At 62.1% G+C, this 19,717-nt stretch carries 9 protein-coding genes; 6 read left to right on the top strand and 3 right to left on the bottom strand.

Annotation, left to right across the window (positions count from 1 at the left end):
- Positions 1–246: 246 nt before the first annotated feature.
- From P0652_RS09640 to P0652_RS09620, 5 genes are all read left to right on the top strand, one after another.
- Complete coding sequence (locus P0652_RS09640) at positions 247–7,641, top strand: type I polyketide synthase (protein WP_284178600.1); 7,395 nt, start codon at positions 247–249, stop codon at positions 7,639–7,641.
- A gap of 22 nt (positions 7,642–7,663) precedes the next feature.
- Positions 7,664–9,013, top strand: a complete 1,350-nt coding sequence (locus P0652_RS09635) for an aminotransferase class I/II-fold pyridoxal phosphate-dependent enzyme (protein WP_284178599.1) — start codon at positions 7,664–7,666, stop codon at positions 9,011–9,013.
- A gap of 471 nt (positions 9,014–9,484) precedes the next feature.
- Positions 9,485–10,282, top strand: a complete 798-nt coding sequence (locus P0652_RS09630; protein ID WP_284178598.1) for a SapC family protein — start codon at positions 9,485–9,487, stop codon at positions 10,280–10,282.
- A 397-nt stretch (positions 10,283–10,679) separates the two neighbouring features.
- Positions 10,680–12,368 carry a M64 family metallopeptidase gene (locus P0652_RS09625; protein ID WP_284178597.1) on the top strand — a complete coding sequence of 563 codons (1,689 nt, stop codon included), beginning with the start codon at positions 10,680–10,682 and terminating at the stop codon, positions 12,366–12,368.
- Between the two features lie 298 nt (positions 12,369–12,666).
- Positions 12,667–14,124, top strand: coding sequence for a DUF4214 domain-containing protein (locus P0652_RS09620; protein ID WP_284178596.1), 1,458 nt, complete (start codon positions 12,667–12,669; stop codon positions 14,122–14,124).
- A gap of 16 nt (positions 14,125–14,140) precedes the next feature.
- Here P0652_RS09620 and P0652_RS09615 read toward each other — a convergent pair whose 3' ends face one another.
- Together P0652_RS09615 and P0652_RS09610 are read right to left on the bottom strand one after the other, a co-directional pair.
- Complete coding sequence (locus P0652_RS09615) at positions 14,141–15,061, bottom strand: class I SAM-dependent methyltransferase (protein WP_284178595.1); 921 nt, start codon at positions 15,059–15,061, stop codon at positions 14,141–14,143.
- A 222-nt stretch (positions 15,062–15,283) separates the two neighbouring features.
- A complete protein-coding gene (locus P0652_RS09610) occupies positions 15,284–16,792 on the bottom strand; it encodes a DUF4214 domain-containing protein (protein WP_284178594.1) in 1,509 nt (502 codons plus the stop codon).
- 270 nt (positions 16,793–17,062) lie between these two features.
- On the opposite strand from P0652_RS09610, the gene P0652_RS09605 reads away from it, so the two are divergent.
- Entirely contained in the window at positions 17,063–17,656 is a 594-nt protein-coding gene (locus P0652_RS09605; protein ID WP_502947505.1) for a transposase, read from the top strand.
- Here P0652_RS09605 and P0652_RS09600 read toward each other — a convergent pair.
- Positions 17,629–19,476 carry a glycosyltransferase family 2 protein gene (locus tag P0652_RS09600; RefSeq protein ID WP_284178593.1) on the bottom strand — a complete coding sequence of 616 codons (1,848 nt, stop codon included), beginning with the start codon at positions 19,474–19,476 and terminating at the stop codon, positions 17,629–17,631. The genes P0652_RS09605 and P0652_RS09600 overlap by 28 nt on opposite strands.
- Between the last annotated feature and the right edge of the window lie 241 nt (positions 19,477–19,717).

The raw sequence follows: 19,717 nt of genomic DNA, 5'->3' as shown, positions 1-19,717 counted from the left end.
TCGCCCGGCAATTCTTCCGCCGTCGACCTGCTGCCGGCGCAGTCGAAACCTCGGGCTGGCATGGAATTGTTCAGGAAAGAGCCGGCATACATTCCCTCGGCGCACCGCTTCACCCACAAGAGGCGCCCGCATTCGGTCAAGCGATGGTTGACAAATGCACGGTAATTCCGAATTGGCTGTAGTGAATCTTTATAATCGCCCCCGACCGGAAGTTTCCGGGCGTTTGGCCATGAGTGAATGTGGTTGATGACGTCACAGCGCAAATCCTCCCACTCCGCAATCATCGGTGCTGCCTGCCGTTTGCCCGGCGCATCGTCGGTTGCCGAGTTCTGGTCGATGCTGGTCGAGGGCCGCAATTCCGTGCGGCGCCAGCCCGACCATCGCTGGAGCGTCGAGCGTTTCCTGCGCCCGGGCAATCCCGAACCCGGATTCGCCTATACCTTCGCCGGCGGCTATCTTGATGACCCGCTCGGCTTCGACCCGGCGCCGTTCGGCGTCTCGCCGCGCGAAGCGCAGCAGATGGACCCGCAGCAGCGCCTGCTGCTCGAAGTGGTCTGGGAAGCGCTCGAGGATGCCGGCATTCCCGCATCGAGCGTCGCGGGAACGCAGGTCGGCGTTTATGTCGGCGCGTCGATGGTGGATTACCAGGGCACGGCGTCGCTCGATCCGGCGGTGATGGAAAGCCACTTCATGACCGGCAATTCGCTGGCTGTGCTGTCAAACCGCATTTCCTACATCTACGATTTCAAGGGACCGAGCTTCACGCTGGATTCCGCCTGCTCCTCCTCGTTCGTCGCGCTGAAGCAGGCGACCGACGCGCTCGAGGAAGGCAAGATTGACCTCGCCGTTGTCGCGGGCGTCAACATGCTGCTCTCGCCCGTTCCCTTCATCGGGTTCAGCCAGGCGCGCATGCTTTCGCCAACAGGCCTTTCCCGCCCCTTCTCCGCCAAGGCGGACGGCTATGTCCGGTCCGAAGGCGCTGTCGTCCTCGTGCTGCGGCGCGAAGCCGATGCGATGGCCAAGGGTGAGCGGATCCGCGGGTTCGTGGTCGGGGCCTCCGTCAATTCGGACGGAAGGACGACCGGCATCTCGCTGCCCTCGATCGAGGGCCAGCGCGACCTGATCGACCGTTTCTACGCCGATATCGGCGTTTCGCCGGAAAAACTTGCCTTTGTCGAAGCGCATGGCACCGGCACCAAGGTGGGCGATCCGATCGAGGCGAATGCCATCGGCCAGTCGCTCGGGCAGAAGCGCAAGACGCCGCTACCCGTCGGGTCCGTGAAGTCGAATATCGGCCATCTCGAAGCCGCCTCCGGGCTGGCCGGGCTGCTGAAGTCGATCCTCGCGCTGGAACATCGCCTGCTGCCGCCGTCGCTCTTCCTCGACCAGACCAACGAGATGATCGATTTCGAAGCGCTCAATCTGGAGCCGAATGCGGCTGCGCGGCCGCTGACGCTCGAAAACGGCGCCGATTACGCCGCGATCTGCAATTACGGGTTCGGCGGCACCAATGCGCATGTGCTGGTCAAGGCCGCGCCGCCTGCTGCTGCGGCCGGGGCCAGCCGGGCCACCCATCTCATGCTGACGGCTGCCGACCGGGAAAGCCTCGCCCGGCAAGCAGATCGGCTTGCCGGTGTCCTTGAAGCCGGGCTCGATGCCGGGCTTGCTGCTGCGACGCTAGCCCATGGCCGCGACGCGCTGAAGGCGCGGCTGGTTGTGCCGCTGGTCGACGGCCAGGATGCCGCCGACGCGTTGCGCCAGTTTGCCGATGGACAGGCTGATCCTGCCAGCCATGCATTCGGTCAGGCGGCTTCTGCCAATGCGCCAGTCGTCTTCGTCTTTTCTGGCAACGGCAGCCAACATGCCGAGATGGGCCATGCCGCCTATGCCGGCAATGCGCGTTTCCGGGCCGAGATCGCGACGATCGATGCGCTGTTCCAGCCACTTTCGGGCTGGTCGCTGACCGATAAGCTGACCACCCCGATCCCGGCAGCAGAACTCGAGCAGACCTCGATTGCCCAGCCGCTTATCTATGCGATCCAATCCGCGCTTGCCGGCTGCCTCGGCGAGGCAGGCATCCGCCCGGCCGCGGTGCTCGGGCATTCGGTCGGCGAGGTCGCGGCGGCGGAAGCCAGCGGCGCGCTGACCCGCGCCGAGGCGGTGCGGCTGATCTATCTGCGGTCGAAGCATCAGGAAAAGGTGCGCGGCCTCGGCCGGATGATGGTCGTGGCGGCAGAGGCGCCGCAGGTCGAGCGCCTGCTGCAGGCCTTCGGCGCCGAGGCGATCGAGATCGCCGCCTATAACAGCGGCACCTCCACAACGGTTTCCGGCCCGGCAGACCTGCTGAAGAGCTTCGCCAAGCATTGCCGTGCCGCCCGTGTGGCCACGGTGGCGCTGGATATCGATTATCCGTTCCATTCCTCGGTGCTGGACTCGATCGGGCCGGCCATGGTGGCCGATCTCGCGGGGCTTTCCCCGCGTGCGACCGCGATTCCCTTCTGCTCGACTGTCACCGGCGAGGTGAAGGCCGGCGAAACGCTCGATGCCGAGTATTGGTGGCAGAATATCCGCCGACCGGTCCGCTTCATGCAGGCCTTGCTGGCCGCTGCGCCGCAGGACGGGCAGATCTATCTGGAGATCGGCCCCCGCGCCATCCTGACGGGCCCGATTGCGGAAACCCTGCGCGATGCCGGCCGCGCCGGCGAGACACTGGCCAGCCTGTCGCAGAAAGACCGGCTCGACCCGGTCGCGCTCGTCGTGGCGCGGCTGATCGCCCATGGCGCGCATGTCGACCGCGAGGCGGTGTTCGGGCCGCGTCCGGTGCGCATGGCCGAACTGCCCGGCTATGCTTTTCAGCGGCAGGATTATCAGCTTCCGGGTACGTCGGAACATGTCAACGCGTTTGGCAAGCTCAACCATTCGGACGCGCGGCATCCGCTGCTCGGCGCCCGGATGGCCGACGGCTCTCCGGAATGGCGCGCTCTGCTTGACCCAGCCATCGTGCCCTATCTCGATGATCATCGCGTCGATGGCGGGGTGATCGTCCCTGCGGCAGGGCTGATCGAGATGGCGCTGGCGGCGGGACGTGACCTTTTCGGCGAGCGACCGCTGCAGATGGCCGAATTCGATGTGCTCCGCGCCCTCGCCATCGCGCAGGACGAGACCCGCGAGATCTCGACCCGCTATTCCGAGGCCACGAATACGATCGAGGTCTGGAGCCGCAAGCGCTTTTCCGCGCAGGAATGGGTGCTTCATGCCCGCGGCCGGATCGAGCCGCTCGCCACGCCGGTCGTGGCACCGCTGCCCGGGCCGGAACACGGCGAAGGCTATTTTCGGGATACGCCGGCGGAGGTCTATGCCGAAGCAACGCTGGCGGGCCTCGATTACGGCCCCATGTTCCAGCTTGTCACGGCCTCCGAACGTGACGACATCACCACCCATGCGCAGCTTCGCCTGCCCGACGAGATGGGCCTCGGGGCGTTCGCGGACCGCCAAGTGCTGAACCCGGTTTCGCTGGATGCCTCTTTCCACGGCCTGTTCATCGCGCGGCCGCAGAAGGAAGGCGAAAAAAAAGCGCATCTTCCGGTCCGCTTCCGAGGTATCCGGGTCTGGCGCCATGGCGTGCCGATCCGCCAGTCCATCACGCGGCTGACCCACGAGACCGACCGGTTCAAGACCGTGGCCATCACGCTGATGGATGAAGCCGGCGAGGTTGTCGCCTTCGTCGAGGCGGCGGTACTGCGCGCGCTCTATCTCGGTCAGGCCACGACCGCCGACCGCACCTTCCGGGTCGAAGCGCTGCCGATCACCCTGCCCGCAGGCGCGCTGGCCCGCCTGGCCAAGGCCGAGGCAGCCTCGAACGACAATACGGATGACCGCGAGGTGCCACCGGCCTGGCTCATTGCCCGGGCCTTCGCCGTCTCGCTCGCCCACCGCATCGCGATCGGACTTGCGCCCGACGGCAAGCTTGACCCGGCCGGCCTCGTGGCCGGTGGCCAAGTCGCCGAGGATGCAGTGCCCTTGCTTGAGGCCGCGCGCGTGATCCTCGAAGGGTTCGGGCTCGTCCAGGGCGGCGTTCTGGTGGCGGAAAACCCGCTGCCGCCGGCCGAAGAGGTCCTGACCACGCTGGTCACGAATTTCGCCGATGCCAATCTCGAGATCCGCCTTGCGGCGCAGGCGCTGGCGCATGCCGAACGGCTGATCCGGCAGGGTGGCCGGCTTGCCGTGCCGCCTTCCGCACGGGACCAGATCGAGACATCCGGCCTGCTCGTCCATCCCGCGCTTATTGCCCTTCGCGATGCACTGGAGGCGATGGCTGGCCAGGCCGCCCGGAAGCTGCGCGTGCTCGCGGTCGAGCCCTGGAGCGCCGGCCTCCTGACGGCGGTGATGCCACTGGTCCGGGCCAGCGTGATCGAGGTGACGCTCGTTGCCCAGAACCGCAAGGCGATCGACAATGCCCGCCTGATGGGCAAGGTCGATCCGGAAATCGAATTCCTCAATCTTGAGGATGCGCTGCATTTGACCTCGCCGGTCGGGTTTGACGTGCTGGCCGGCGTGGCCTCGGCCCCGCTCGGCGGCGAGGACGGCATTTCCGCTTCGCTGCGCGGCGTGCTCCGCCCGGATGCAACCGTGCTCGTGGCGCAGCCGGGTGCCGATGCGACGCTGGATTTCCTGCTTGGTCTCTGGGCCGGCTGGTTCACGCCGGCCGGCAAGGGTGAGGCGGGCCTGCCGCGCACACCTTCGCCGGAACGCACGCGCGAGGCGCTGGAGCGATTCGGCGCTGTCACGCTCGCCACGCGGCCGACCAGCGACGGCCTCGGCGGGCTGATCACCGGACAGGTTCCGGCGCCTGCGCGCGACGTTTCGAGCACGGCCTATGCGGTGGTCGTTTCCGGCCTCACCCCGTTCGACAAGGCCCTTGCCCGCGGCGCCGACCTGATGCTCGCGGCGGATAAGAATCTGGGCGAGCGCCTCGCCCAACTGGCGCAGGAAAAACGCCTGCCGCCGCATCTTGTCTACCCGGTCAGCCTTGACGGGGCCGATGCGGTCGAGCGCGTCGCCACGCATCTCGAGGCGCTCAAGCGGATCGCCGAGGCGCTGGAACCGCTCGATACGGGCATCCGCGTCACGATCTGCACGCAGGGCGCGCATGACGATGATGCCGTTCCCGCCGCCACGGCCAGCAGCCTCTGTGGCTTCCTGCGCGTGGCGATCAACGAATTCCCGACGGTCGACCTGCGGCTTGCCGATTTCGATCCGGCGCTGCCGGATGCCGGCGCGCAGATGGAAGCCCTGCTTGGCCTTTCGGGCGGCGAACTGGAGGTTGTGGTGCGCGCGGACGGGCTCAAGGCCATCCGGATGCGGCGGAACCTTTGCCCGCCGGCGCGCCTTGGCGAGAACGAGCGCAGCGTCCTGAAATTCGAGCAGGCCGGCCGCCTCGACAGTTTCACCTGGCTGCGCGAGACGCGGCAGGCACCGGGCGCTGGCGAAATCGAAATCGAAGTTGCGGCCGTCGGGCTGAATTTCCGCGACATTCTTGTCGGCCTCGGCATTCTCGATGATGACCTCCTGGGCGCCGGCCTCACGGCGGCCGCGCTCGGCTTCGAATGCTCCGGCATCGTGACCCGTACCGGCGCGGGCGTCACCGATCTCCGCGTCGGCGATGCGGTGATGGGCTTTGCGGCGAATACCTTTGCCTCGCATCTCGTCTCGCCGGCCTGGCATTTCTTCAAGGTGCCGGAAGGCGTGAGTCTCGAGGCGGCAGCGACGATTCCCGTCGCCTTCGCGACCGCCTGGTTCGCGCTCGTCAAGCGCGCGCAGATCGCCGCCGGGGATGACGTGCTCATCCATGGCGGGGCGGGCGGCGTCGGGCTGGCGGCGATCCAGTTCGCGAAACAGGCCGGCAGCCGCGTGCTTGCGACAGCGAGCAGCGAGGAGCGCCGCGCCATTGCCCGTGCCATGGGGGCGGACCTGACCTTCGATTCCCGGCAGGAGCGGTTCGCGGAGGTTATCCGCAACACGCTCGGCGGCGTCGATGTGGTCCTCAACTCGCTGGCCGGCCCGGCCATGGTGGCGAGCTTCCGGCTGGTCAAGCCGTTCGGGCGGTTCGTCGAGCTCGGCAAGCGCGACTACCTCGACAACACCCAGCTCGGCCTCCGGCCGTTCGTGCGGAACATCGCCTATTACGGCGTCGATCTCGATGAATTGCTGGCGCATGACCGGCCGCTGGTCGAGGCGATGATGAAGACCATCTCGGCGCAGTTCGCCTCCGGCGCGCTGAAGCCCCTGCCCTATCGGGTCTTCGAGGGTGAGGATGTCGGCACCGCGTTCCGGCTGATGCAGGCCTCCGAACATGTCGGCAAGATCGTCGTCCGCCCCTCGAAGCTGGCGAGCCGTTCGATCACCGGGTTGCAGTTCCGGGCAAAGCCCGGCGCCTATCTTGTCGTTGGCGGCACCAGCGGCCTCGGCTTCGCGACTGCCCGCTGGCTGGCCGGCAAGGGTGCCGGCACGCTGGTGCTGGCCTCGCGGCGCGGCCGCGTCGAGGAGGGCCTCGAAAGCGAGGTCGAAACGCTTCGTGCCCGCGGCGTGACGGTGGAGATCGTCGCGCTCGATGTCTCGGACCGCGAGGCTGTGGACGCCCTTGTCCGGCAGATCACCGAGCGCCACGGGCCGCTCCGCGGGGTGATCCATGCCGCCGTGCTGCTGGATGACGGGATGATCAGCGGCCTGACTCCGGAACGCCTCAGGGCGGTGCTCAAGGTGAAAATCGACGGCGCGCGTCATCTCGACGCTGCAACTTCCGGCCAGCCCCTCGACTTCTTCGTGGTCTATTCCTCGGCCACGACGGTGATCGGCAGCCCCGGCCAGGGCGCCTATGTGGCCGCGAATGCGTGGCTCGAAGGCTTTGCCCGCGAGCGGCGCCACCAGGGCAAGCCGGCACTTGCCGTCGGCTGGGGCGCGATTTCCGATGTCGGCATCATCGCGCGGGACAAGCAGCTCGGCCGCCGCCTGCGGCGCACGACGGGCGTGGTCGGCATCTCCTCCGCCGAGAGCCTCGCGCATCTCGGCCGGCTGCTGGTGCTCGGCAACGAGGTTGGGCCGATGCAGTTCTACACCAATATCTCGCCCGGTGCGGCGGCGGAAAAGCTCCGCCTGATCAACAGCCCCGCCTTTGCCGGCCTCGGCCTCGCCCGGCGCGAGGAAGATGGCGAGCAGGAAGGCGATCTCGTCACCGCGATCGAGGGCAAGAGCCGGAGCGAGGCGATCACGATCATCGTCGGTGCGCTCAAGCGCGAGATCTCGCATATCCTGCGGATGCCGGAAGAGCAGATTGATGTCAGCCGTCCGCTCGGCGAGCTGGGCCTCGATTCGCTGATGGCGCTTGAGCTCCAGCTCTCGATCGAGCGGCTCTGCGGCACCGATGTGCCACTGGTCGGCGCGGGCGATCGCCGGCTCGGCGATATCGCGGCAATGATCCATACCAGCCTCGGCGGTGGCGGCGGGGGTGACGAGGAAGCCGCGGATACGGGCGGGAATATCGCGCTGGCCATGTCGGGCCTGCATGGCGGCAACATCACCAGCGAGGAGGCGGAAGCCCTTTCGCAGAAACTGAAAATGGCGGGAGGCCGGCGCGGACCATGAGCGGAGCGGGTGGAAAAGGACCATGAGCGGAGCGGGTGGAAAAGACGTCAACGCGCTCTTGTCGATGATGCGCAAGGCGCCCTCTGCCACCACGGCTCGCCCGGACCTGCCGGAGCGCAACTACGACACGCGTTTCGACTCGCTGCCGCAATACCAGCAGATCACCTTCCAGCGCGAATTCGCCAAATTCGCGCGGCTGGAAGTGCCCTATTACCGCCAGCATGACGTGCGCGCCGGGGCCGAGACCATTCTCGAGGGACGCAAGCTCACCAATTTCGCATCGTATGACTATCTCGGCCTCAACGGCCATCCCGAGATTGTCGCGGCGTCGGAAGAAGCAACACGAGAATTCGGCACCTCCGTTTCCGCCAGCCGGATCAGCGCCGGAGAACGGTCGATCCATCGCCATCTCGAGCGGCTTCTGGCCGAGAATTACGCGGCCGAGGATTGCGTGGCGTTCAATTCCGGCCATGCCGGCGGCGTCTCGACGATTGCCAGCCTGATGGGGCCGAAGGACATCATCTTCCACGATGTGCTGAGCCATAATTGCATCGTCGTCGGCGCGCAGCTTTCCGGCGCGACACGGCGGAACTTCGCCCATAACGATCTCGATGCGCTGGAGACCTTGCTGACCAGCGAGCGGCATCGTTTCGAGCGGGCGATGATCATCACCGAGGGCCTGTTCTCGATGGATGGCGACGGGCCGGATCTGGCCCGCCTCGTCGCCCTCAAGAAGAAATTCGGCTGCTGGCTGATGATGGACGATGCCCATGCGCTCGGCGTGCTCGGCGCGCGTGGCCGGGGCATTTTCGAGCACCAGAATGTCGATCCGGCCGGGGTCGATCTCTGGTTCGGCACGCTGTCGAAAACGCTGGTGGGTTGCGGCGGCTACGTCGCCGGCAATGCCATCGTCATCGACCTGCTGAAATGCCATGCTCCCGGCTTCGTCTATTCCGTGGGCATGCCCGCCTCCAACGCCGCCGCCTCGGCCAAGGCGCTCGAGATCATGAACCGCGAGCCGGAGCGGGTGGCGAAGCTGCAGGCGAACAGCCAGCTCTTCCTGCGCCTCGCCAAGGCCAAAGGCCTCGATACCGGCGGGGCCTGGGGCTATGCCGTGATCCCGGTCATCGTGGGGGAGACGGCGCGGACGCTGGTGCTCTCGGAACGGCTGAAGGGCAAGGGCTACAACGCCTTCCCGATCCTTCCGCCCGGCGTGCCGGAAAAGTCCTCACGGCTGCGTTTCTTCATCAACGCCACCCATAGCGAGGCGCAGATTGCAGGGGCTGTCGAGGCCGTCGCCGCCACGTTGGACGAGATCCGCGATGTCTCGGTGAAGGCCATCCTGTCGGCTCAGGTTTCGCAGCGCAGGTGACGCGCCAGCTAGCCCGCACGAAATCACGGATGGAGGGTAAGACCGACCAAGTCTAATGGTCACGCTCGGGATTTGGCCTTGCCATCGGCAAGGCCCAGCCCCTATTGGCGCGCAGCCCCCAATACGGATATCCTCCGAAGACGGCTGCTATGCCATTTCTGCTGCGCATAGCGCCAATTGAGCCATCGCGACAGATATACCCACATCTTGGCCTGCAAGGCTGTTTCGCCGGGAATGGCGCTCGAACCTGCCTTTTTGCACCCCTTGCTGGGATCTCGAACTGCTTGTCCCCGTGAGCCATTCAAACGCTTTTTGAAATATCGAGCCTCTAGGTGGTGCGAAGGCTGGCCGTCACGCAAAAGCAAGAACCATCGACTGCCGCCTGCCATGTCTTGACACAGGGGCAGCAGGTACTGGATCAAGCCAAAGACGTGGTCAGCAATCCTGCCGACCAAACCGCAATGGTTCATCATGTCATCGAGCTTTGTCCCGATTTCGCGCCAACGCCACGCTCATCTGTTCTGGCAGCGCCCCAGCGATTTGTCCCGGGCGGCCCAATCGGCCCTCATACCCCTTGTCGTCTCCGAGATCGCGCGGGCACAAGCCAACCTTCCTATTGCCTTTGTCGCGGATGGAGAAACGTTCCGACCTGTGGCCGTCGCGGGTCTCCATGTCGGGAAAAGTCTTCTGGTGGCCCCGGATGGGCGCTGGCTAGGGCGCTATGTTCCAGCCCGTCTTCGCAGCTATCCCTTCGCGCTAGGCCATAGCCAGGATCAACAGAAAATCCTGATGATTCTTGAGCCAGAGGGGCTGGCCCAGTCAAAGACAGGGGCAAGTGAAGCCTTTTTTGTTGACGATAAGCCAGCCCCGTTTCTCGGCGAGGTCCTGAACTTTCTGATCGAGCTCGACCATGCTGAGCAGGCGACCCAACGTGCTATGGCGACGTTGCATTCCCATGGGCTGCTCGAACCATGGCCGATCCAGCTCACGATCAGAGATCGTTCAGAGAATATTGTTGGGCTTTATCGGATCAATGAGACGCTGCTCTCCCAATTACCTGGGGAAACCTTTGGCCAATTGCGGGCGGATGGTGCGCTCTTGCTCGCCTTTGCTCAGCTGATGTCGATGCAAAATTTGCCCGATCTCGCTCGACTGGCCGAGCTTCACGCGGCCCACGAGGCCCGCGTTCCTGTCAACCAGAAGGGCGAACTGGACCTCGAATTCCTCAATCAGGGTGGCACACTGAATTTTGGCGGGATGGGTTCCTGAAGGTTTACCGCCCACAATGGCTTGACGCGGCAGGTGAATATCCAGACCATGGTCGATGATTGGAAAATCGGCGCTCATCGGATGGATAGGTCTGGTCACCATGGCGGGTTATGCCGCAGCCCTCGACGTTCGCGCGTTTTCCCCAACGCGCGTCTATAGCCGCCTGCCGGATGATGCTCTGACCGGGCAGGCACTGCCTGGGCCAATCGCCATTCTGCCCGCAGGAACACGGTTCCGCGCGGTGGAGCCTGTGGCGCCTGGCTGGCTCCGGATCTGCGTGACCCTTGGTGGCGAGACCCTGTGCGGTTTCGTCGAGGCCGCAAAAACCAATTTCTCCCCGGGTACCGCTCGAATTCCGGTGCCCCCATCCCCTCCCGCTGGTCAATAGGATCGGGCCATGGCAGTTCGAACCATCGTCAATACTGGCGCTGCCAGCAACCGGATTGACATGATCTTCCTGGGCGATGGCTACACGGCCGGGGAAATCGCTACCACCTATACCAACCATGCGCAATCGCTGGTGAATTACCTCTTCAATGACAGCATCCTTTCACAACCCTTTGGCCGCTACGAGAAATTCTTCAACATCCATCTGGTGGATGTTGTCTCGGCGCAGTCCGGCGCGGATGATCCCGCCTCGGGCACAGTGCGTGACACCGCTTTGGGTGCAACCTACAATTTCGACGGCGCGACCGACCGCCTGCTCTATATCAACGATACAACCGCAGGCTCGGTGATGAATGCCGCGTTGTCGGGCACAGGCATCGCCGCAGATATGCGGTTTGTAACCGTGAACGAAACGAAATATGGCGGCGGTGGCGGCTATTTCGCCACCTATGCCGGCGGCAATCCCGAAGCGCTGGAAATTGCGCTGCATGAAGTCGGCCATTCCTTCGTTGGGCTCGCGGATGAATATGGCGGCATCACCTCGCGCTATACCGGCGCCGAGCCGGCCGAAGTGAACATCACCACGGACCCAACCGGCGCCAAATGGAGCCATTGGATGGGCTATGAGCAAGCCGGCATCAGCCAATATCTCCGTCCCGATCTGGTGGGGCAAATCGGTGTTTACGAGGGCGGCGGCTATTACGAACAGGGCATTTACCGGCCATCTGAATTGTCGAAGATGCGTGTGCTGAACCAACCGTTCGACGCGGTCTCGCGTGAGGCTTTCGTTCTGGAATTCTACAAATATGTCGATCCGCTGGATAGTTACGCTTATCAAGGTCAGGCAGCGGTGACCGATATTCCCCTCCTCTCGGTGACACCGGTCGATAGTGAGATCATCAAGGTCGATTGGTTCGTTAACGGCGTGCTAACGAGAAGCAATGCCACCCAGGCTACCATGTCGGAGCTGGGGCTGGGGGTTGGGACCTTCACTGTCTCGGCCCGGGCTTATGACACGACCGATTGGGTACGACTGGACCGTTTCAGCCTCGAACAGACCGTAAACTGGACTGTCACCCTGACGCGCGCGCCCAACTACACGACGCCGGGCAATGACGTGTTCCGCTCGACCAGCGCATCGGAAACTTTCGACGGGGCCGCGGGCCGTGACACCGTAATCTTTCAAAGCACCCGCGCAGAATATTCGCTCGGAACGATCGGCACCGACTGGCTGGTGACCGACCAGACCATCAGCCGCGACGGGATTGACCGACTGACCGCAATCGAGCGCCTGCAATTCTCCGATGGCACCCTTGCGATTGATACTCCCGGCAATGCCGGGCAGGTTTACCGACTTTATCAGGCTGCCTTTGCCCGCACACCGGACACCCCGGGGCTTAAGCACAATGTTGGCCTAGTCGATGGCGGCCTGACAATCCAGGAGATGGCATCTGCCTTCATTGCCTCGGCAGAATTCGACCAGAAATATGGGGCCGATCCCTCCGATTCGAGCTACATTACTGCTCTCTACCAGAATGTGCTCGGACGCGCTCCCGACCCCTCCGGTTTTTCCGGATGGCAAGGCCGGCTTGATGATGGGTCCTGGACTAGGACGACAATGTTGCTCGGATTTTCCGAAAGTCCGGAAAACATCTCAAACGTCGCCAACGCAATTGCGAACGGAATCTGGCTTGGCTGATCAGCACATGTGCACGCCTATGCCGGCAAGGCGCCTCAGGAAGCCCCAGAAACAACGGGCAGCCCTATTCCCAAAGAGCCGGCTGGGATCTTGAACCTGTCTGATCAGATGAACAATCGGAAAAGATGGGCTAAGCCTCGATAAACGACACTCTGCATCACCGATTGACAGAGGAGGGGTTTGGGCGTCGCATCATCGCTATCGAGCCGAAGCATGCGCACTGGGATCGTCGCTTCCCGGTCGGCTGTTCATCGCGTCTCCACTCGTTCCGAGCCCATTGACCAGAAAAGGTGGCAACATGGCGCAGCCGACCAATGAGGAACAGGAACTGCTTGAATGGATCAATCGGGCCCGGCTCGATCCACAAGGAGAGGCAGCAAGACTGATCACTGATTTTGCGACCGGAACCGGGGCCAATGCCGATATCACCAGTGCAATCCGCTTCTTCTCGGTCGATGTCAACCTCTTCGCTCAGCGGATGGCAGCCTTCAGCGCCGTTGCCCCGCTTGCTTGGAACGATGCCCTGGCGAGCGCAGCTGAAGCCCATTCGGCGCGCATGATCGCCACCGATACCCAATCTCACCAACTCCCCGGCGAAAGCGCCTTATCCCAAAGGGTGGTCGATGCCGGCTATGCGAATTGGCGTGCGGTGGGTGAAAACATCTATGCTTATGGCTCGGATGTCCTCGAGATCCATGCAGCCTACATCATCGATTGGGGCGGACCGGATGGCGGTATGCAAAGCCCGGCCGGGCACCGTCAGACCATTCTCAGCGCGAGCTACACGGAAGTGGGACTTGATATCACCCCGGAGGTCACTGCCGGAACCCAGGTTGGTCCTCTGGTCTCCACCCAAAACTTCGGGAATCGTTTCAACTACAGCACCCAGCTCGTCGGCGTGGTCTTTGGCGATGCGGATGGCGACCGCTTCTACGATTCTGGGGAGGGATTAGGCAATCTCACCGTTTCCGTACAGGGGACAAACGGGAGCTATACAACGACAACCTTCGGATCCGGAGGCTATCAGCTGGCCTTGCCTGCCGGCACCTACACCGTCACGGTCTCGGGTAACGGCCTCAAGCAAAGCATGTCCGCGTCCCTGATTATGGGGACCAGTAACGCCAAGCTCGACTTCGATGCGACACAAATCCAAGGACCAACGGGAACGGCAGGGCGCGATGTCTTCCATGCGACCGCCGGCGACGACCGTTTCGACGGATTGGGTGATCTTGATACCATTGTCTATGCGCTGCCCCGGAGCAGCGTCGTGGTCATGCCCGGCGCCAGCAATACCCTAACAGTGACAGGCCCAGGCACAGAAACCGATCAGCTTACGGCGATTGAACGCCTGCAATTTTCCGATGGGATTCTCGCTTTTGATACGAGCGGTACGGCCGGTCAGGTCTATCGGCTTTACCAGGCGGCCTTTGCACGCACGCCCGATACCCCGGGCCTCAAACACAATATTGGAATGGTCGATGGCGGTTTGACCCTGACGGACATGTCAGCAGCCTTCCTCGCCTCGAACGAATTTCAACAAAAATATGGCGCCAGTCCAACCGACAATGCCTATATCAACGCGCTCTACCGCAATGTGCTGGGCCGCGATGCCGATCCGGCCGGCCTAGAGGGCTGGCAGGGCCGGCTGAACGACGGATCCTGGACCCGGACGACCCTGCTGATTGGCTTTTCCGAAAGTCCGGAGAACATTAGCAATGTCGCTCCCGCGATTTCAATCGGCATATGGCTGGGATGATCCACCGCACCGGACCTTACCGATCCGGGCTTTTCAAGTGGTCCTCGCGAAGGGCGTGCCGCTCTGAGGCAGGAGTGAGCGCCGGGATCGATCGGCGAGCAAAAAGTGAAAATGCCGGACCATAGGGGTGATCGGGTTCATCAAGGCCGATCCGGATATCGTCAAAGCCCATGAGTTCGAGAACCTTAAGAATATCGCGGCGCTCGACCCAACGGTGAAGATCATGCATGCCGCCGCAAAAGGCCTTGTTCTTCCAGGCGCCCAGATAGGATCGCCGATGCATGGTCACCGGGTGATGTTCGAAAAGTTGGACTTCCGGATCCCCGACAAAGGCTCCGCGACGCGGATCACCAGGCGGCATTGCCTCATCATCGGCATAATGGGTCCAGAGGAAAAGATTATTGGACCGCGCGCCCATCGCCTGAAGCAGACGCAAAGGCTCTTGCATATGGTACAGCACACCCGAGGCCAGAATGAGATCATAAGCATGATCGGTCTGTTCAAGCCAGAGCTGTGCATCGCCAAGAAAGAACTCGGCATGCTGCAACTTGAGGATTTCCTTGACCACAAGACAGCGCAGGAAGGAGAGTTTGTTGGCCTCGATCGCGTGAAGCGTAGCCGGATGATGCCGATCAATCAGATAGGTATGCCCGGCTTCCAGCGGGCCGATTTCCAGTACCCGCTTGCCCTCGACAATCCCCATTTGCTCGAGCGCCCAGAGGACCCGCGGATCCGCATAAAGGTGCTGCTGGCCCGCATTCAGACCCAGTTCGGACGGAAAAGCCTGATTCCAGCCTGGAAGACAATTGATGGCATTCTGGTGATTGGGAAAGCTCGTGACATACTCGTCAAGGCTGGCCTTTTTTTCAGCCCTTTCGAGCCCATCCGGCAACCGATCTTGAGACTGCCAGAAAAACAGGCGCTCCAGAAAAGACATACATCACCTCTTGAACCACAACGCCGGGCGCATTGAGCATTCCGGCGCGATGACCATCCCTGACCCTGGCGCCGGCTCATGATCGGGAAACGGGACGTGATGCCAGGTCGCAGGCCCGCCAGCGCGAAAGCAAAGATGAAGCGTTCATCCCCTGGTGCGTTCTTGCCTGAGGGCCGGGTTGCTTTCAAGGCTTTTCGTGCCCTACCGAGCGCGGTGAACGCCTCAGACCATCCAGATCCCTTCGCCGATCATGCTGGCCAGCCGCTGGATGTTTTCCGGGCTTTCGGAGAACCCAATCAGCATTTCGCTGCGTGTCCAGGACCCCTCCTCCAGCCGCTCGAGCCATCCGGCAAGCCCAGCAGCATCAGCCCGACGATCGAGAACATTGAGATACAATTGATCGACAAGGACAGTATCGGAAAGCCAATTTGGGTAAATCCTGCCAAATTCCGGCGACCCCAGAAACGCAGCTGCAAGCTGGTCGAGGCTCACCCCCTGATCCGCAAGCCGGATATTGTGAGAAAGCCCCGGCGTATCGGGCATTCTCCCGAAAGCGGCCTGGTAGAGCCGGAAAACCTGTCCGGCATTGCCTTCGGCATCAAAGGCAAGAATGCCATCTTTGAAGTGCAGCCGCTCGATCGAGGCCAACTGGTCAACGCCTTCACCAGATGCGATGGTGTCCCGCACCTCAATCCCCGTCGGCGTGGAGGCGAGGAGATACCGTTCGCGCGGCCCCGGGAAGACCGCAACATCGAGCCCCCAAGCCCCGTCCAGAATGTCGTCGCCGGGGCCGCCGCTCAGCCGATCGTTTCCGTAGCCTGCATAGATCCAGTCATTCCCGGGGCCGCCGAAAATCTGGTCGTCGCCGCCAAATGTTTCGAAGCGGTCATCAAGCTCGGTCCCCATCAAGGCATCGTTGCCCTCGGTGCCATATTGGGTCAGCACGAGCCTTGTCGGATCCCACAGATAATCGCGATCCGACGCCCCGTAATAGAGGCGAGACGCTTCGATATCGAGAGATCCCAATGCAAGGGTATCGTCGGGACGATTATAGGACATGACAGTATAACGGCCATTGTCCAGAGTAGGGTCGCTCCGCGGCATGCCGTCAAAGGGATGATTGAACCCGATCGCGTGACCGATCTCATGCAAAAGGATCGAAAATCCTCGTTGGCCCGGCGTGAAAGCCGTTGCGTTATTGGCGTAGAAGGCGCTGTTGAGGAAGATATCGCCGCCAAGCGTGTCATAGTCGACCCGTGTGGCGTTGTCGGCATTGATCAGGGAAGGCCTGTAGGCATAGCCGCTCAACGGTTGTCCAACGGCGTTGAACTGACCGGTCAGATCGACGAGTGACACCCGGATCTGACCGATCTCCTCGTCTGGTACTTCGAGGAACACAATCCCGCTGGCCGCAGCCCAGAGATCAAAAGCCTGTCGGACATGACCTTTCTGATCCGGAAGCCAGCTCGCGAAGCTCTGACTGTCGAAAAAATTGCTGTACGATGATCTCGCATTGCTGAAACTGTACGTAACGAAGGTTGGCGTGCCCAGCGGCGCTTCAATGTTCCAGCGCAAGGAAAAGCCGGGCGAGGTCAAAGCGAGGACGCCTACCGAGGGCGGGCCAGCAGGCATATCCAGGCCATAAGCCCCGGCGCCGCCCTGCACGGGTTTCGGCGCATCGGAAAACCCCGCACAGGATAGGCAAGCTGAGCTATCCATAAAAAACTCCATCCAACTCTTCTACAAGGTCTATCATTACGCCTTTCATCTGATCAACTCTTCAGAAATGAAAAATGCAACACCCTCGATGGTGGCATCATTCTTTCTCGACTTTTGAGAGCTTCTCACGATCGCGCAAGGCCTGTCGGCCTGAACATGGGCTATGTTGAAGTTGGACCGGTTCTCTTAGACGTTCTTATTCATAACGGGTTATCTGAGGTTAACGGATCTAGGAAAACGCTCTGATATCGCACCGGATTTGGCTGTTCACACTGGTCCGATGTGCGCCACCTTCGCAAGACGATACCTGCGATAACCAACGAAACAGGTCTTTCCTTTGCTTATCCAGCCGTCGCCGGGCGGAAAATCACCGCCACTTTTGATGGTAACAGACATTCTTCAGATCGGGGCGCCATGCTTCTGGCGGCGGCCGCACGGCAGATGGGCATTGCCGAGCGGCTTGGGGCCGCGATCCCCGCTCGGCGCGATCCGGTCCGTTTCGTGCACCCGCTCCCCCGGATTGCGCTGGCGCGGATCCTCGCCATAGCCTCAGGCTCACTCGCCATAGCCTCAGGCTCACTCGCCATAGCCTCAGGCTCACTCGCCATGGCCTCAGGCTCAGAGGCTGTCGATGATCTTGGATACGTTCCGCACCGACCTCGCCCTGAAGCTCGCCCGCGCCCACCTGCCGGAGAGCGGTGCGGCGCTGGCGATCCAATCTCCCCTCGCCTCGGCTGGAGAACATGCCGGGTGTCGCGCGACAATCAAGCTGAGACACATCTTGCCTCACCGGGTGCCGTCCGCTCGCTTCCGGTCAAGAACAGGGCCCTTTTTCCGGAGATGCCGGATCATTTTGGCTTCGCCAGCCGTTCCTGAAAGACGAGTTGAGGCACGGAATGGGTTCGAGAATACCAGGGATTGAGTGCAGGATCGAGGTAGCGGGAGGTTTGGTGGCGGGCTTCAAGGGCGGCCTTCTCGCGCTCAAATCGAGCGCGGTTCTCAGCGGTTTCGTCACTCCCCCGGCTCGCTGATTCATGATGGATGAGGCAGGCGAAGGGGGTAAAGATCACCCGAAAGCCGGCCTTTCTGGCCCTGAGGCAATAATCGACATCATTATAGGCAATGGGAAAGGCGACCTCGTCAAACCCGCCAATCTGGTCAAGACAGCGCCGGGCAATGAGAAAGCAGGCGCCTGTGACGATCTCGAGGCTCTGACGAACCGAAAACCGGTTCATCGGACCATAAAAGTCTTCCTGCTGCCCCAGATACCAATGGCCGGCATAGGATCCATAGCCAGCGATCACGCCCAGATGCTGCGTCGTTCGATCGGGGTAAAGAAGCTTGGCGCCCACAATACCCGCATCCGGGAAATTCAGACACGCCACCATTTCCTTGAGCCAATCCGGCTCAAGAATTTCAACATCGTTGTTGAGCAGAAGGATATGCTCGCCGCTGGCCCGTTCGATCCCGCGATTGACCGCATAGGAGAAATTGAACGCGCGGGTCTCCTGATCAAGGACGAAGCCGGGCTGATCCGCATATTGGGCATAGAGCGCAAGTGTTTTCGGATCATCGCTGCCATTGTCGACAATGATGACTTCAAAATCCGGATAATCTGTCTGTTCAAAAAGACCGGAGAGAACCTGGCTCACAAGAGCCGGGCTGTTCTTGTTGGGCAGGATGATGGAAATGCGCGGCCAGCTTGTCATGGCGCATTGAAAATTGATCCGGTGGAGATCGGATACCAAGGCTGGCCCTGCCGTAATGCCGGGAAAGCGTGGTGCATAATGCTCGGCGAGCGCGCGGCGCGCGCGTTCGGTTGCCCCGTCGAGAAAGCGGGCCGAATAGCTTTCTCCATCCCGGCGCCAAAGATAGGCCGGGTAGGGAAGATGCCGGATCGCACGCTCGGGGAGCCCATTCGTATAGCGGAGCATCAGATCATAATCCTGCGACCCCTCGAAACCCTCACGCCATCCCCCCAGCGCTTCAAGTCGATCGCGGCGATAAAGCGTCAGGTGATTGGTATAATTGACCCCGCTGAAGAGGACCGGATCCCAGGCCGGCTTGAGCATCAAGCCCCGAGGGCAAAGGCGTGCATCCGCAATGACCTCATCGGTATAAATGAGCGCAGCGTCAGGATCGGCCTCAAGGAGGGCAAGGATCTGGGTTACGGCATAGGGGAAGAGCGCATCGTCGTGATCGATCAATCCAACCCACGTGCCGCGCGCCACCGCAAGCGCACGGTTGCTGGCTTTGGAAATATGGCCATTGGGATGGCGGACAATCCGAATCCAGTCGATGGCTTCAAGCGCCAGAAGGCTCGCCAGTGTATCCGGATCGGTTGAGCCATCGTCGGACAGAACGAGTTCGAACGGCGCTGGCTGCTGGACTGCGAGCGAGTTGACGAGATCAACCAGGTATTCAGGCTTTGTGTTGTAGATTGGTACAAGAAAGCTAATGAGACAATGTTCAGAAGAACCGGTCTGGCGGCTTTGTTGAGAGGCTGGGTGAAGATGCCGCTCCCAGGGAAACGGTTGGCATGGCCCCGGGCTAACCAAACGCGCAAGATTGTATACATGGCGCAGGAAGGCTTCGGTCTCTTCGCGCACTGCCCTGTCTGGCCACAGACGGTTGAGCGGCCAAAAGCGCCAAGGATCACTTTTGGCAAGCATCGCCCGGATACCGCGCGTTATCATGCTCGCTCCCCCTCTCCCGGTCCAGTCAGACGCACAACGAGGCAGACATTGCCCGTTCTGCGGCGCGAGCTTGCTCCTCAACCCTCATCAATAAGAGTCCACATCGGGTTAGCGGGTTCCGGCGACGTTGAGAAGTGGCCCTCGATCCTTGAGAGGCGCCAAAGGAGCTTGTGCGTTGTGACCTGCCACTGAGATTTTCCTCCACATGGAGTTAGAGTCCGGCCCTGCTGAGGACGGACTG

Origin of the sequence: Rhabdaerophilum sp. SD176 (assembly GCF_030143245.1) — a bacterium.
GTDB lineage: Bacteria > Pseudomonadota > Alphaproteobacteria > Rhizobiales > Beijerinckiaceae > Rhabdaerophilum.
The sequence above is the reverse complement of the archived record's forward strand: the minus strand, read 5'-3'. Positions and strand labels throughout refer to the sequence as shown.

Coding starts and splice junctions, on each gene's coding strand:
- P0652_RS09640 (WP_284178600.1), top strand. CDS start 247: ATGACGTCACAGCGCAAATCCTCCCACTCCGCAATCATCGGTGCTGCC.
- P0652_RS09615 (WP_284178595.1), bottom strand. CDS start 15,061: ATGTCTTTTCTGGAGCGCCTGTTTTTCTGGCAGTCTCAAGATCGGTTG.
- P0652_RS09620 (WP_284178596.1), top strand. CDS start 12,667: ATGGCGCAGCCGACCAATGAGGAACAGGAACTGCTTGAATGGATCAAT.
- P0652_RS09625 (WP_284178597.1), top strand. CDS start 10,680: ATGGCAGTTCGAACCATCGTCAATACTGGCGCTGCCAGCAACCGGATT.
- P0652_RS09635 (WP_284178599.1), top strand. CDS start 7,664: ATGAGCGGAGCGGGTGGAAAAGACGTCAACGCGCTCTTGTCGATGATG.
- P0652_RS09600 (WP_284178593.1), bottom strand. CDS start 19,476: ATGATAACGCGCGGTATCCGGGCGATGCTTGCCAAAAGTGATCCTTGG.
- P0652_RS09610 (WP_284178594.1), bottom strand. CDS start 16,792: ATGGAGTTTTTTATGGATAGCTCAGCTTGCCTATCCTGTGCGGGGTTT.
- P0652_RS09630 (WP_284178598.1), top strand. CDS start 9,485: ATGTCATCGAGCTTTGTCCCGATTTCGCGCCAACGCCACGCTCATCTG.